Source organism: Vibrio sp. 10N.222.55.B11, from assembly GCF_041473705.1.
In the GTDB taxonomy this organism is placed as follows: Bacteria; Pseudomonadota; Gammaproteobacteria; order Enterobacterales; family Vibrionaceae; genus Vibrio; species Vibrio crassostreae_C.
Map to the genome: position 1 here is coordinate 18,041 of NZ_JBFRST010000041.1, position 13,756 is coordinate 31,796.

The 13,756-nt window shown below is 45.7% G+C and carries 10 protein-coding genes; 6 read left to right on the forward strand and 4 right to left on the reverse strand.

What is annotated here, in order from left to right; translation table 11 throughout:
- Window positions 1-67 precede the first annotated feature (67 nt).
- A complete protein-coding gene (locus AB4503_RS14515; RefSeq protein ID WP_372115223.1) occupies window positions 68-2,251 on the forward strand; it encodes a malate synthase G in 2,184 nt (727 codons plus the stop codon).
- Window positions 2,252-2,461: 210 nt separating this feature from the next.
- Here the strand turns inward: AB4503_RS14515 and AB4503_RS14520 are convergent, their stop codons facing one another.
- Together AB4503_RS14520 and AB4503_RS14525 are read right to left on the reverse strand one after the other, a co-directional pair.
- Window positions 2,462-3,889 carry an NAD-dependent succinate-semialdehyde dehydrogenase gene (locus tag AB4503_RS14520; RefSeq protein WP_372115225.1) on the reverse strand — a complete coding sequence of 476 codons (1,428 nt, stop codon included), beginning with the start codon at window positions 3,887-3,889 and terminating at the stop codon, window positions 2,462-2,464.
- Between the two features lie 216 nt (window positions 3,890-4,105).
- Window positions 4,106-4,894 carry an IclR family transcriptional regulator gene (locus AB4503_RS14525; RefSeq protein ID WP_372115227.1) on the reverse strand — a complete coding sequence of 263 codons (789 nt, stop codon included), beginning with the start codon at window positions 4,892-4,894 and terminating at the stop codon, window positions 4,106-4,108.
- 154 nt (window positions 4,895-5,048) lie between these two features.
- On the opposite strand from AB4503_RS14525, the gene pta reads away from it, so the two are divergent.
- A complete protein-coding gene (pta, locus tag AB4503_RS14530) occupies window positions 5,049-6,122 on the forward strand; it encodes a phosphate acetyltransferase (protein WP_372115229.1) in 1,074 nt (357 codons plus the stop codon).
- A 73-nt stretch (window positions 6,123-6,195) separates the two neighbouring features.
- Window positions 6,196-6,960, forward strand: coding sequence for a sulfite exporter TauE/SafE family protein (locus AB4503_RS14535; RefSeq protein WP_102464849.1), 765 nt, complete (start codon window positions 6,196-6,198; stop codon window positions 6,958-6,960).
- 84 nt (window positions 6,961-7,044) lie between these two features.
- Here AB4503_RS14535 and AB4503_RS14540 read toward each other — a convergent pair whose 3' ends face one another.
- Window positions 7,045-8,763 (reverse strand): cobaltochelatase CobT-related protein, encoded by a 1,719-nt coding sequence (locus AB4503_RS14540; protein ID WP_372115231.1) that lies wholly within the window; start codon window positions 8,761-8,763, stop codon window positions 7,045-7,047.
- 3 nt (window positions 8,764-8,766) lie between these two features.
- Window positions 8,767-9,747, reverse strand: a complete 981-nt coding sequence (locus AB4503_RS14545; RefSeq protein ID WP_372115233.1) for an AAA family ATPase — start codon at window positions 9,745-9,747, stop codon at window positions 8,767-8,769.
- A gap of 264 nt (window positions 9,748-10,011) precedes the next feature.
- Here AB4503_RS14545 and xsc point away from each other — a divergent pair, with 264 nt between their 5' ends.
- The 3 genes from xsc (at window position 10,012) to AB4503_RS14560 (ending at window position 13,741) form a co-directional block, all read left to right on the forward strand.
- Entirely contained in the window at window positions 10,012-11,823 is a 1,812-nt protein-coding gene (xsc, locus tag AB4503_RS14550) for a sulfoacetaldehyde acetyltransferase (protein ID WP_017057935.1), read from the forward strand.
- A gap of 400 nt (window positions 11,824-12,223) precedes the next feature.
- A complete protein-coding gene (locus tag AB4503_RS14555) occupies window positions 12,224-13,039 on the forward strand; it encodes an FRG domain-containing protein (protein ID WP_372115235.1) in 816 nt (271 codons plus the stop codon).
- A 264-nt stretch (window positions 13,040-13,303) separates the two neighbouring features.
- Complete coding sequence (locus tag AB4503_RS14560) at window positions 13,304-13,741, forward strand: nuclear transport factor 2 family protein (protein WP_017064287.1); 438 nt, start codon at window positions 13,304-13,306, stop codon at window positions 13,739-13,741.
- The last annotated feature ends 15 nt before the right edge of the window (window positions 13,742-13,756 follow it).

A 13,756-nucleotide genomic window follows, 5' to 3' on the forward strand; every position in this document is an offset into this window, starting at 1 on the left:
GTAAAGTAAATTTGAGCTAGTCACGAAAATTTATTGAGTAGCCATCAATTAGTTTGAGAGAGATTTTATGAGCAGTCGTATTCAACAGGGAAGCTTGAACATTGATAGCACCCTCTACCAATTAATTAATGAGCAGGTGATTCCTGGAACAGGCATTGTCGCTGAAGACTTTTGGCAATCATTTGCAACCATTCTTGAAGATTTGGCGCCAAAAAATCGCGCATTGCTTATCAAGCGTGAAGATCTTCAACATCAAATTGACGTTTGGCACCAAGAGCGTGCCGGGCAAACGCTAGATCCTGTAGAGTACAAACAGTTCTTACAGCAGATCGGTTATTTGGTTCCTGAAGGCGATGACTTTCAAGTGACGACAGCCAGCGTAGAACCTGAGATCGCAACACAAGCAGGGCCGCAGCTTGTGGTGCCAATCATGAACGCACGCTTTGCACTTAACGCAGCCAATGCGCGTTGGGGCAGTCTATATGATGCGCTCTACGGAACGGACGTGATCAGTGAAAGTGATGGCGCGGAAAAGGGCGGAAGCTTTAACCCTGCTCGTGGCGCTAAAGTAGTGACTTATGCTCGTGAGTTCCTTGATGATGCAGCGCCATTAAACGGTGTCTCTCATAAAGACGTGACCAAATACAGCATCAGTAACGCTAGCATCGGCAATAAGCTCATAGCGACACTCGATAACGGCGAAGAAGTCACTCTCATTGATAGCGACCAGTTCATTGGCTATCAAGGTGACGCAAGTTCCCCTTCGTGCATTCTTCTTAAACACAATAATCTGCACATCGAAATTCAAATTGACCCAAGCGCACCGATTGGTAGCGTTGATGTGGCGGGTATTAAAGATGTGTTGGTCGAAGCTGCCCTAACAACCATTATGGATTGCGAAGACTCGGTTGCTGCAGTTGATGGTGAAGACAAAGCATTGGCTTACCGTAACTGGTTAGGCTTGATGAAAGGTGATCTGCAAGAATCACTAGAGAAAAACGGCAAAACTATTGTTCGTAACCTTAATCCCGATCGCCAATACACCAGCGTGATGGGTGGTGAGATTTCACTAAAAGGCCGCAGCATGTTGTTCATCCGTAATGTCGGCCACTTGATGACTAACCCTGCGATTATTGATGCCGAAGGTAATGAAGTGCCTGAAGGCATTATGGATGGCATGATCACTTCGTTAATTGCGATGCATGATTTAAAAGGCAACAGCGCGTACCAAAACTCGACTGCGAACAGTATCAACATCGTAAAACCTAAGATGCATGGCCCTGAAGAAGTCGCCTTTACTAATGAATTGTTTGGCCGTATTGAAGATGCATTAGGGCTAGATCGATTCACGATAAAAGTCGGCATCATGGACGAAGAGCGTCGTACTTCGGTTAACCTTAAAGAATGTATTCGTGCAGCTAAAGATCGTGTTGTGTTTATCAACACAGGTTTCTTAGACCGAACGGGTGATGAGATTCACACCAGTATGGAAGCGGGGCCTTTTGCTCCTAAAACACAGCTGAAAACCATGACTTGGATTGGCGCATACGAAGATCAAAACGTTGATCTTGGCTTAGCTTGTGGCCTGCAAGGTAAAGCCCAGATTGGTAAAGGTATGTGGCCAGAGCCGGATAATATGGCGAAGATGATGGACGCGAAAATCGGACATCCACAAGCGGGTGCCAATACCGCTTGGGTTCCTTCTCCAACCGCCGCGACTTTGCACGCGCTGCACTATCATAAGGTGAGTGTACCAAGCCGTCAGAAAGAGCTTCGTGAGCGAGTGAGAGCCAATGTCGATGATATTCTTACTATCCCGTTACTGGGCGATCAAAAGCTTACCGCGCAAGATATTCAAAGTGAACTGGATAACAACACCCAAGGTATTTTGGGTTATGTGGTTCGTTGGATTGACCAAGGCGTTGGTTGTTCGAAGGTACCTGATATTAACGATGTAGGGTTAATGGAAGACCGAGCGACGCTGCGTATTTCAAGCCAGCATATTGCGAACTGGTTACGTCACGGCATTTGCGAGGAAGCTCAGGTAATGAAAACCATGAAGCGTATGGCCGCAGTGGTGGATGAGCAAAACGCTGGCGACCCGAGTTACCGTAACATGGCGCCTGATTTTGAAAACAGCATTGCATTTTCAGCGGCGTGTCAGTTGGTATTCGAAGGCTGTGCTCAGCCGAGCGGTTACACCGAGCCAGTGCTGCACGCGATGCGTCTAAAACTGAAAGCGCAGGGATAGTGAAGCAACCGAATAACAAAAACAGAGATTGTAAAATACTAAAAAAAGAAACCCCCTTTAACCGAGCCCAAGGTGCCGCGCTTTTATAGCGCGGCTTTTTTTTGATTCATTTTTGTGGTGGGAAGGGGGGAGAATGGGGCAGGTTAGTGCTCACTAAGACTTAATTATTTCCGAGCCCTAATCACTGCCAGAACTTAGTTACTACCAACCTTATTTTCCGCCAAAGCAAAGATACTTAATGTCCATGTACTCATCGATGCCTTCTTTCGCACCTTCACGGCCAATACCTGATTGTTTCACACCACCGAAAGGCGCGACTTCGGTTGAGATTAGACCATCATTAATGCCGACCATACCGTACTCAAGCGCTTCTGCAATGTTCCACACTCGGTGGATGTTCTGACTGTAGAAGTAAGACGCCAAACCATAAATCGTATCGTTGGCCATCTCGATAAGCTCTTCGTCCGTGTCGAATTTCATCACAGGCGCGACTGGGCCAAATATCTCTTGTTGAACGATGTCCATGCTGTGTTTTACATCTTTAAGAACAACAGGCTGAATGAAAAGCCCATTAAGCTCCTGAGTTGGCGTGACAGGCGCAGCACCTTGTTCAATCGCTCGGTTTATCAAAGCTTGGATGTTGTTCTTCGCATTCAGGCTGACAACAGGTCCAATCGTGACACCCTCATCTAAACCGTTACCAATCTTAAGCTGCTGAACCGCTTGATCGAATTTAGCCACAAACTCATCGTACACTTTACTGTGAACGTAGAATCGGTTTGCACAGACACATGTTTGACCTGCATTACGGAACTTCGACGCCATTGCCCCTTGAACGGCTGCATCGATGTCGGCATCGTCAAACACAATAAATGGCGCGTTACCGCCAAGTTCCATTGAGGTGCGTTTGATGCCTTTTGCTGCTTGAGCCATCAAAATACTGCCCACACGGGTCGACCCAGTGAAAGAGATTTTTTTGATAAGCGGATGCGAAGTGAATAGGTTGCCCACTTGCTCTGGGCTTTCACCAAGCACTACTTGGAGCAGATCTTTAGGGATACCCGCTTGATAAGCCAGTTCAACCACAGCAAACGCAGAAAGCGGTGTCTCATCCGAAGGTTTCACGACAAAGCTACAACCTGCAGCTAAGGCAGGAGCCGCTTTACGAGTGATCATTGCAATCGGGAAGTTCCATGGCGTAATCGCACATGCGACACCAATAGGCTGCTTGATGGTCACCAAGCGTTTGCCAGCGACTGTGCTAGGAATGGAATCACCATAAGTGCGCTTCGCTTCTTCTGCAAACCATTCAATGAAGCTCGCGCCATACACGACTTCACCTGTCGCCTCGGCTAACGGCTTGCCCTGTTCCATTGTCATGATTCGAGCAAGGTCATCCTTGTTTTCGAGGATCAACTGGTGCCAGCGATGAAGTAGTGCAGCACGAGATTTAGCAGGGATTTTTGCCCACTCTTTCTGCGCTACATGAGCTCGTTCGATCGCGCTCGCTAACTCTGTTTCTGATGATATCGGTGCGTTCCCGATGAGTTCATCCGTTGCTGGGTTTGTGACTGCAACTGCGTTGTTCGCTTCTGTCACCATAAAAGAGAGTAAGTGCTGGTTATCAATGTTTAGCATCGTGATTCCTTTGTCGTGATTACTTTAGACGTGTTGCTGATGTGCGGGTTGGCGAGTGTTCAGATCACTTCGACCAAATGTTGATTAGTCGCAGATTGTGGTCGTTAATTCGATAGTTTTGAAGCCCTTGTTTGCGCAAGCATTGTTTACCAAAGTAGGGCTTTCGAAATCCATGAGCAGCTAAGTCATGGACTTCGAAATTCTTTAAGAAAGTGCTTACTGCTGACTCCAATTATCAGCTTCGATCTTCGCCAGCGCTTTTGCTGCTTTTTGAAGTGCGGGCAAGAATTTTATTGCTTCGTCCGGTTTCACTCGAATTACAGGTGCTTGAATTGCTAAGCCGAGATTAGATTGGCCCGTAGGCGATGGAATAAGTACCGCAATACACACCAAACCTGGCAGAAACTCTTCGTCATCAATCGCAAAGCCTTGGATCTTCGCTTCTTCGATGTCTTGCTCTAACACTGAGTAGTCGGTGATGGTTTTGACTGTGTACTGAGTCAGTGGCACGTTTTCAATCAGTCTTCTGCGCTGTGATTTCGACATGTGAGCCAAAAACAGTTTACCTGTCGCTGAGCAGTGAACAGGAACGCGAGAGCCGGGTTGCAGGTGGAAGCGAAGTGGCGCTTCGGTCTCTGCGCGATCAAGGTAGATGATCTCACCGCTCGATAGTGCGGTTAGGTTGCAGCTCTCGCCGACTTCTGCTCGAAGGTTTTCAAGGATAGTGCGTCGCGCGCTGTGCATGGTGCTATTCAAAAGTAGGTTTTCGGCAAGTTTTCTGAGTCGAATACCTGAGCTGTAGTGCTTTTCGTCGCCATCTCTTTGAATGATGCCCGCCGCTTCTAACTGTTGAAGCATTCGGTGCAGCGTGGGTTTTGGTAATCCGGTCTCTTCGACTAAACCTTGCAGAGAAATAAACTCGTCTTTTTGCGCTATCACCTCTAATAGTGCAAAAAGTCGGAGGGTCGGTGTATCCCCTTGAACTTGCGGTGTTTCTGTTTGCATACAGTGATTCATCCTTGCGATATGTCTATGCCTAAGAGTGTACATACCAAATCATTATTCTTCAATTATCTGAATAAAATTTGACCTTTTTTGTTATTTCAATAATATAAATATAAATTATGGAACAATTAATCTCAATAAATGGAATTTAAAGATGAAGGCGATTGAACGGATTATTGATAAAGCTCATTTAGATCGTAAGCGCGTTGTTTTGAGTGAAGCGGAGGACCCGCGAGTGCTAGCTGCTGCAAGAATAGCAATCGATAAACAGCTCGCTCACATCACACTTGTGGGCGATGAATCGGCGATCATCGCTGCTGCAGAACTTCACCACATTAACCTCGCTGGCATTCATATTGTTTCCCCACAGGCGTCATCACTCAAAGAAGTGCTCGCTGAGCGGTTGTATACATTAAGAAAAGCGAAAGGTATGACTTACGATGATGCGCTAGAGCTGGTTCTAGACCCGCTCGTTTTTGCCAATTTGATGGTCAGAGAGGGGCTGGTGGATGGCACAGTTAATGGTGCGGTTTATACCACGTCTGATGTGGTGCGAGCTGCGCTTCAGATTATCGGCCCCGCGCCAGACAGTGAATTGGTGTCCAGTTTCTTTCTGATGATGTTGTGTGAGCCTTTCCATAATCTTAAAGGCGGCATGATTTTCAGTGACTGTGGTTTGGTGATTAACCCCAATGAAACCGAGCTAGCATCGATTGCAGTGGCCGCATCAAACAGCGCTCAAACGCTACTGATGGAAGAACCTAAAGTCGCAATGCTGTCGTTTTCGACCAACGGCAGTGCCAAGCACGAATCGGTCGATAAGGTTCGTACCGCGGCTCAACTCGTGAAACAGCGTTGTCCCGGAATCGCCGTCGATCAGGATGTTCAACTCGATGCCGCGATTGTGACTGAGATTGCCGCGAAGAAGCTGCCAGATTCAGAGGTGAAAGGTCAATCGAACGTGTTGATATTCCCCAATTTAGAAGCCGGTAATATTGGTTATAAGCTTGCGGAAAGATTAGGCGGGGCAGTTGCGATTGGTCCACTATTACAAGGGTTAAATCAACCTGCGAATGACTTATCAAGAGGGTGTTGCGCACAAGACATCTTTAATGTGATCGCGGTGACCGCAGTGCAAGCACAGCAAGGGAAAGTGTCTGATTCTAAGGCTGATACTGAAGCTGAGGTTGAAGAAAGACAAGAGTCGACGTTTGATTTTAGGTATTAACATCTCGCTCCTGAATCTAGCACTCAAATTCGCACTCATATCCAACCCCCAAACAACCTAATTAGGATAGCTAATGGAGTTACCTGTTTTACTCGCCATTCTTACCACTATTGCGGTGGGTACCTATTTTCAAACTGTCACCGGATTTGGCCTCGGTATCATCGTGATTGGTTTAACGGTTAGCCTTAATCTGGTTTCCTTACCCGTTATAGCCGCTGTGGTCAGTATTGTGACCTTGTTCAATTGCTTGGTCGCATTGATGGGTAAGCCACTGCTTGGGGAACTCAAGATTCTGGTGGTGTTGGTCATCGGTATTATTCCCGGCGTTTCGATGGGGGTGTACTTGCTGGACGAGTTAAGCGATTCGGCAACCCATATTCTCCGAGGACTATTGGGTGCGATGGTGCTATTCGCAGGTTTGAGTTTTATGTTCAAACCTAAAACCAGAAAGGATCGCTCGGCAACCGTATCTTTCCTTGTCTCAGGCTTTAGCTCTGGGTTAGCGGGTGGGTTGTTTGGGATGGCAGGTCCACCGATTGTTTATCATCTTTATCGGCAACCTTTTACGCTCGATCTGGTGCGAAGCACACTGCTGATGGTTTTCGCTTGTACGTCGATGTCGCGTACTGTCAATGTCTACGCTGCAGGCGACATGGAACAGAGCATACTGTGGTTATCTGCTATTGCTGTCCCCTTGGTGGCGCTTGTCACGATGTTTGCTCGACGTTTCCCACCGCCGTTGTCTAATGATCAACTCAGAAAGTTAGTGTTTATTGTGTTGATGTTGATAGGCGGGTATTTGATGGCGGTCTCTGCATGGTCGTTGTTTTTGGCTTAGAACGTTTTCTTTATCAAAGTTATCTTTGAAGGAGGAGGGCTTGATTCTCGTTTAATGCTTGATGACTCCCTCCTCACTGACACGTCAGCGCTTTAGCATCTCAAAGATGTTCCTACATAGCCCGAACAAGCAGCTCTCTTGTACGTCCAAGGTAATGTTGTTGCGGTAATATGGGCTCAAATCCACTCCCATCCCCACGCCATGAATCTCAATTCCGTTTTTGATCGACTCACGTTCAATCACTTGTTTGAGGTGGTTATCCAAATAGAACTGATCGTTGGCGGTGCTGGTGGCGGTATCCATTGGGCAGCCGTCTGAGAACACGATCAAAACCTTTCGTTGAGCAGTGTGCTGTTGCAACCGCTGGCTAGCGAACTGCACCGCTTCGCCATCAATCCCTTCTTTAAAGACGTCTGCTTTACGAAGACTCGCAATGCCAAGGCGAGATCGTCTCCAATGCGTATCAAAATCCTTAAACACGATGTGCCGAACTTCGTTCAAGCGGCCTGGGTGCTTTGGTTGGCCTTGTTTAAGCCACTGTCGATAGACCTTGCCACCGTTCCAGTTGTTGGTAGTGAAGCCAATGATCTCAAATGGGATATCAGCCAATCCAACGGATTTGAGAATGGTGTCCATCAGCAGACTTAGCTTGTGACTGTGCTTTTGCATTGAGCCTGAACAATCCATCAAAAACGTGATGGCACATTGATGAGATGCGCCGATGTCAGGTTGATAAAAGACAGTGCGATCCAATGGCGACGTGATGAGCTTGGTTATGGTGGTGGCGTTAACAATGCCTTCTTCTAAATGATCCTGACGTCGGTTCGTTTGTGGAGTGGCAACAAAGCGAGTGAGCATCGCGGCTAAACGGCGAGTGTTGACTTGTCTCGCCATGATTTCATCAGTGAGCTTTTGTCTCAGTTCGAGTAATAGGGCGCGCCTGACGAGTTTGTCTGCCGCGATGACTTGATCCAATTCTGAATTAAAGACCTGATAATTTGCACCCGACAACTCGAATACCTTGCTACTGCCCGTGATGTCAGTATCGACGTCTTGATCTTGAATGTCTCCATCAACGATAAGGGCAAGCTGCGCAAGGATCTTGATGTCTTCTTCGACCGTTGGCGTGGGCGAGTTATCACTCTCTTGTTCTTGGTTGATTAACTCTTGTGCAAGGGCTGTAAGCTGATTGGCGCAGTGAGCAAACTGTTGTTGGTCGGTTCTATGTTGCTTTAAGCGCTTAAGGCTGTGCCCAAAAGTAGGCACGATGCCGGCGCGAGTTGATTCAATGGTCTCAGCGATAGGTTCAGACACCGGAACGCCAGTTAAGCGGGTGTAGATGACTTGCATCAGTGTAAACAGCAACATGCCTATTCGTGATTCGGTAAAGCCATTTTGATGATATTGGTTGCTCCAATACGCAAAGTTGAATTGGATGCTGGTGGTCACGCCTTTTAGATAAGGCGGGACTTGAGATTCAATTCGGACCTGTTCGCAGAAGTCGTAAAGCAGACGTTCTATTTCGTTTTGAGGGCGTAGTGAATAGTGGAGGTCAGCGTCTGAAAGCAATAATCGCAGTGCCGATGAATCGATCTTGCCCTGCATCGATAGCTTGCTGTTTTTTAGCTCGTGGCGAGACACAAAGGTGAGATCGTTAGTATGTGCGGACTGGTAATAACAGGGCTTATTGCCTTTATAGAGACGTTCTCCCCGATAGTTCAGATTGAGTTCGCCACTGATTGCTCTGGCGACAGACACACCAATATCGAGGATCTTTTTCTGCTGAGAAGAAACATTGGCCATGGTTTACGACTCCGAGTGCGAATAGTTTTGAGTATGCGTTTCCAAGGCTTCACCAAAGCAACGGAAATAGTATTCGCTAACCAGTTCTTTCTCTTCGTCTTCACAGCGATTCAAGAATGACAACCTAAATGCCGTCGCTACATCGTCGAATATTTGGATGTTTTCAGCCCAAGTGAGCACTGTTCGCGGAGACATCACAGTCGAAAGGTCGCCAGCCCGAAACCCGTTACGCGTTAATCCTGCGGTTGCGATCATTTTCTCGACCAGTTGTCGGCCACTTTCATTATTCAGATCTGGAAGCTTAGATAACACGATTTTGGTTTCATGTTGTGGGTCTAAATAGTTGAGCGTAGCGATGATGTTCCATCTATCTAACTGACTGTGGTTAAGCACTTGAGTGCCAGAATACAAACCTGAGAAGTTACCCAAGCCAAGCGTGTTGCAGGTTGCAAACAAGCGGAAAGAAGGGTGAGGCGTGATCACTCGGTTTTGTTCTAAAGAGGTGTATTTGCCGTCTTGTTCTAATAGCTGTTGAATCACAAACATCACGTCAGGACGACCAGCGTCGTACTCATCTAACACCAGTGCGATGGGTTGTTGAATGCTCTGAGGAAGAATGCCTTCTTTAAACTCTGTTACCTGCATTCCGTCTTTAATGACGATGCTGTCCTTTCCTATGAAATCCAATCGGCTTAAGTGCCCGTCTAGGTTGATCCTCAAACACGGCCAGTTCAATCTCGCGGCGATTTGTTCAATGTGGGAAGACTTGCCCGTTCCGTGTGTACCTTGTATCAACGTGCGGCGATTAGAAGTGAAGCCCGCCAATATGGCTAGCGTTACTTCAGGATCAAAACAGTAGTTAGGATCGACCTTGGGTACATACTCTCCCGCATGTTCAAACGCCAATACGGTTAGGTTGCTGTCGATGCCAAAACACTCTCTCACACTTATTGGTTGTGTTGGTATCAATTCCGCATCATTCATTTTTCTTCCCTCTTAATAGCTTCCATGACTGCCGCGATGGGCGGTATGTCATCGATTATTAACAGCTCACTCTAAGTTAACGGCACTTTTTGTACGAAAAACTATCAATAATGTGATCCAGTTTTATTAATTAGAATGAATTGTTCCAATTTAATATAAAAAGTTGACGCGCAAAAAATCTACTACTAAGGTGAAAATGAATTAAAAAAAGAGACGATTCATTCCGAAAAATGAAATTTTGGTTAACTCAAGGAGAATGGAAGAATGAGTGAGCAAGAAAAACGTACGGTTGTTTCCGGCACAGTAACAATGACACCATCAGAAGCGTTCGTTGAAACTATGGTTGCTAATGATGTTACCGACATGTTCGGCATCATGGGGTCAGCATTTATGGACGCAATGGATATCTTTGCTCCTGCTGGCATTCGATTGGTTCCAGTAGTACACGAGCAAGGCGCTGCCCACATGGCAGATGGTTATTCTCGTGTATCGGGTCGCCACGGTGTAGTCATCGGGCAAAATGGCCCTGGTATTAGTAACTGTGTAACAGCAATTGCAGCTGCGTTCTGGGCACATAGCCCGGTCGTCATTGTGACGCCAGAGACAGGCACTAAAACAATGGGCTTAGGTGGTTTCCAAGAGTGTAACCAGCTTCCAATGTTCCAAGAGTTCACTAAGTATCAAGGACACGTAACGCACCCAGACCGTATGGCGGAATACACGGGTCGATGTTTTGACCGCGCGATGAGTGAAATGGGTCCAACTCAACTGAATATTCCACGTGACTACTTCTACGGCGAAACTCAAACTGAGATCCCTAAACCCGCGCGTTTAGACCGTGGTCCAGGTGGTGAGAAATCTCTGAATGAAGCAGCAGACCTGATAGCTGAAGCGAAATTCCCAGTCATCATTTCTGGTGGCGGTGTGGTAATGGCTGATGCAGTTCAAGAGTGTGCGGCACTGGCAGAAAGATTAGGCGCACCCGTAGTGAACAGCTACCTGCACAATGACTCGTTCCCTGCTAGTCACCCATTATGGTGTGGTCCTTTAGGCTACCAAGGTTCGAAAGCAGCAATGAAGTTGATGGCTCAAGCGGATGTGGTTATCGCTTTGGGTACACGTCTTGGTCCATTTGGTACGTTGCCTCAACATGGTATGGACTACTGGCCGAAGAACGCGAAAATCATTCAGATTGATGCCGACAACAAGATGCTAGGTCTGGTTAAGAAGATTTCAGTTGGTATCTGTGGTGATGCGAAAGCAGCTGCGGTTGCTCTATCTGAAAGATTGGAAGGCCGTGCATTGTTGTGTGATGACAATAAAGGCGCTCGTCAAGACACGGTCGCAACAGAGAAAGCACTTTGGGAAAAAGAGCTTGATGAGTGGACACACGAACGTGACTCGTTCAGCTTGGATATGATTGAAGAAAACTCACACGAGACTCCGTTCTCTGGTGGTGAATACCTTCACCCGCGCCAAGTATTGCGTGAGCTAGAAAAAGCGATGCCAGAAGACGTAATGGTCTCAACCGATATCGGTAACATCAACTCGGTGGCAAACAGCTACTTACGCTTTGAAAAACCACGTAGTTTCTTTGCGGCAATGAGTTTTGGTAACTGTGGTTACGCGTTCCCGACCATCATTGGCGCGAAAGCAGCAGCACCTCATCGCCCAGCTATCTCTTATGCAGGCGACGGTGCGTGGGGCATGAGCCTGATGGAAACCATGACATGTGTTCGTCATAACATTCCAGTGACAGCCGTGGTATTCCACAACCGTCAATGGGGTGCAGAGAAGAAGAACCAAGTCGACTTCTACAACCGACGCTTTGTTGCCGGTGAGCTAGATAACCAAAGCTTTGCTGAAATCGCACGAGCAATGGGCGCTGAAGGTATCACGGTTGATAAGCTTGAAGATGTAGGTCCAACCTTGCAAAAAGCCATCGACATGCAGATGAACGAAGGCAAAACAACCATCATTGAAATCATGTGTACTCAGGAGTTGGGCGACCCGTTCCGCCGAGATGCGCTATCAACACCGGTTCGTTTCCTAGATAAATACAAAGATTACGTATAAGTCGTAGGAAGTTTGTCCGGCCATGGTATTTTCGAGAGTGTTAGAGAAAGTGCAATCGAGAATGTGGTCGGGCAATATTAACGGGTATTGGCAATGTACTTAAGTGAATACCGGCAACCCGTATTTCAATAATCCTTAGTCAAACGTTAGAACATGAATTAAATGACTGTTGTATATATAAGTGGTTTTAGTTATATAAACTTTGTCGTTCCTTATTAATCGACCCTTAGCTAATTGCTCCCTAGTTAATGGTTTTATAACTGTTAGTTATTGATGAGGATATATGGCCATTGATAAAGACATATACCTATTGTCATTTTTAAAATCATTCGTAACGATACTGATTAACCATGATAGTTAATTTTTAATTGTAATAAATTTAAATTAAGTGACCTATTACATGCATGCTGTGAACAATAAACGTTATATAAGCTCACTCGAAGAGGTGTATAAAATAATTAATTCATTAATGAATGAATGCAGTGACCAACGTGGTTTGATGTATAACGTGTGTGATTATGAAAATAATAATCTAATGCCAAGTTTAGGCCGTTCCAATCGTAAGAACATACGCCGTGTCGAACAAGAGTTGCTTTCAACAGTGAGAGTTTACGGTGGTCACTCGCTGAGCTCATACGACATAAATGATTGGTTATTGATGTGTTTAGCCAAAAAGCAGGGCTTTCCCACCCGTTTACTTGAATGGACAGATAGCCTGATTAATGCGTTGTGGTCTGTGTGCCATAGCCAAAGTAAAGACTGCATAAACATAATTAAAGCTATTGATTATCAGCGGGTTAGTGTTTTTAGCTCGCCGTGTAATATCAACAAAACTCAGATATTTAATGTGGCGGATTGCGATCAGCAAGAGCCGCGCAAGGACAAGTGGTATTCCATTCATCCATTTAAGGACGGCAGTAATGATGCCATTCAGCCTTTGTACGATGAGAAAGAATATTCAAACGGTCTAGTATCCGTTCATATTCTTCCGTCAGCGAAAGTAAACCTGATAAAGGAGTTAATATCCATGAATGTTTTAAATGAACCGACTGATTATATCGAAGAGAAGCTAACTGATATAAAAAATGAAGCCCATGTAGATAACAATCAAGTTATTAATAAAGGTGAGGGTAATATTGAATTACAAGTGAATACTCATGATCGCCAGCTTGAGCAGTATGGCCGAAAGTACCATCAAGATTTTGATTTCGACTAAAGTCTAATATTTCTACTGATTTTATTTAGAGCTCATATAGATCTAGTGATTACGAGATAAATAAAATTAGAACACCAATTAATTTATAAAAAGATGAAATCTGTGAGCTTAAAGATTGTTTATAAAGTAACTCGAAGTTAGAGTGATGAACCTTGTTATCAAGTTGTTAAGTTTTTACAGATCTAGTTTAAACACTCTAATAAAAAAGTGGCGCAAAGCTACTGAAATTTAAACCAATAACGAAAACATAAAGGATTCTGGAATATGAATATGCAAACCAATGCAGCGACATTCGTGCTGGAAAACCAAGTCGACACCGCCTTTTTACAGTCTTTTAGTGATGCATGGAATAACCATGATATTGAAGCGCTAATGTCGTTTATGACCGAAGACTGTGTCTTCCACACCGTGGCAGGAGAAGGCGAACTTGGCAACACTATCGAAGGGTACGAAGCCGTTCGCAATAGCTTTGAATTGGTTTGGCAGAACTTTCCAGATGCAGCCTGGAGCGATCCTGTCCACTTTGTGTGTGGAGACCGCGCGGTAAGCGAATCAACGTTCTCTGCGACTAACCCAGATGGCACCGTCATCGAAGCTCGTATGGTTGATGTGTTTACCCTGAAAGATGGAAAAATCAGCGTAAAAAATGCCTTCCGTAAAACACGACCTCTTTTGACTCCTAACAACACTCCCAAGAGCTAGACACGAAACCAAAAT

What these genes read in the sequence shown, in the direction of transcription:
- AB4503_RS14515 (WP_372115223.1), top strand. Translation starts at nt 68, where the DNA reads ATGAGCAGTCGTATTCAACAGGGAAGCTTGAACATTGATAGCACCCTC.
- AB4503_RS14520 (WP_372115225.1), bottom strand. Translation starts at nt 3,889, where the DNA reads ATGCTAAACATTGATAACCAGCACTTACTCTCTTTTATGGTGACAGAA.
- AB4503_RS14525 (WP_372115227.1), bottom strand. Translation starts at nt 4,894, where the DNA reads ATGCAAACAGAAACACCGCAAGTTCAAGGGGATACACCGACCCTCCGA.
- pta (WP_372115229.1), top strand. Translation starts at nt 5,049, where the DNA reads ATGAAGGCGATTGAACGGATTATTGATAAAGCTCATTTAGATCGTAAG.
- AB4503_RS14535 (WP_102464849.1), top strand. Translation starts at nt 6,196, where the DNA reads ATGGAGTTACCTGTTTTACTCGCCATTCTTACCACTATTGCGGTGGGT.
- AB4503_RS14540 (WP_372115231.1), bottom strand. Translation starts at nt 8,763, where the DNA reads ATGGCCAATGTTTCTTCTCAGCAGAAAAAGATCCTCGATATTGGTGTG.
- AB4503_RS14545 (WP_372115233.1), bottom strand. Translation starts at nt 9,747, where the DNA reads ATGAATGATGCGGAATTGATACCAACACAACCAATAAGTGTGAGAGAG.
- xsc (WP_017057935.1), top strand. Translation starts at nt 10,012, where the DNA reads ATGAGTGAGCAAGAAAAACGTACGGTTGTTTCCGGCACAGTAACAATG.
- AB4503_RS14555 (WP_372115235.1), top strand. Translation starts at nt 12,224, where the DNA reads ATGCATGCTGTGAACAATAAACGTTATATAAGCTCACTCGAAGAGGTG.
- AB4503_RS14560 (WP_017064287.1), top strand. Translation starts at nt 13,304, where the DNA reads ATGAATATGCAAACCAATGCAGCGACATTCGTGCTGGAAAACCAAGTC.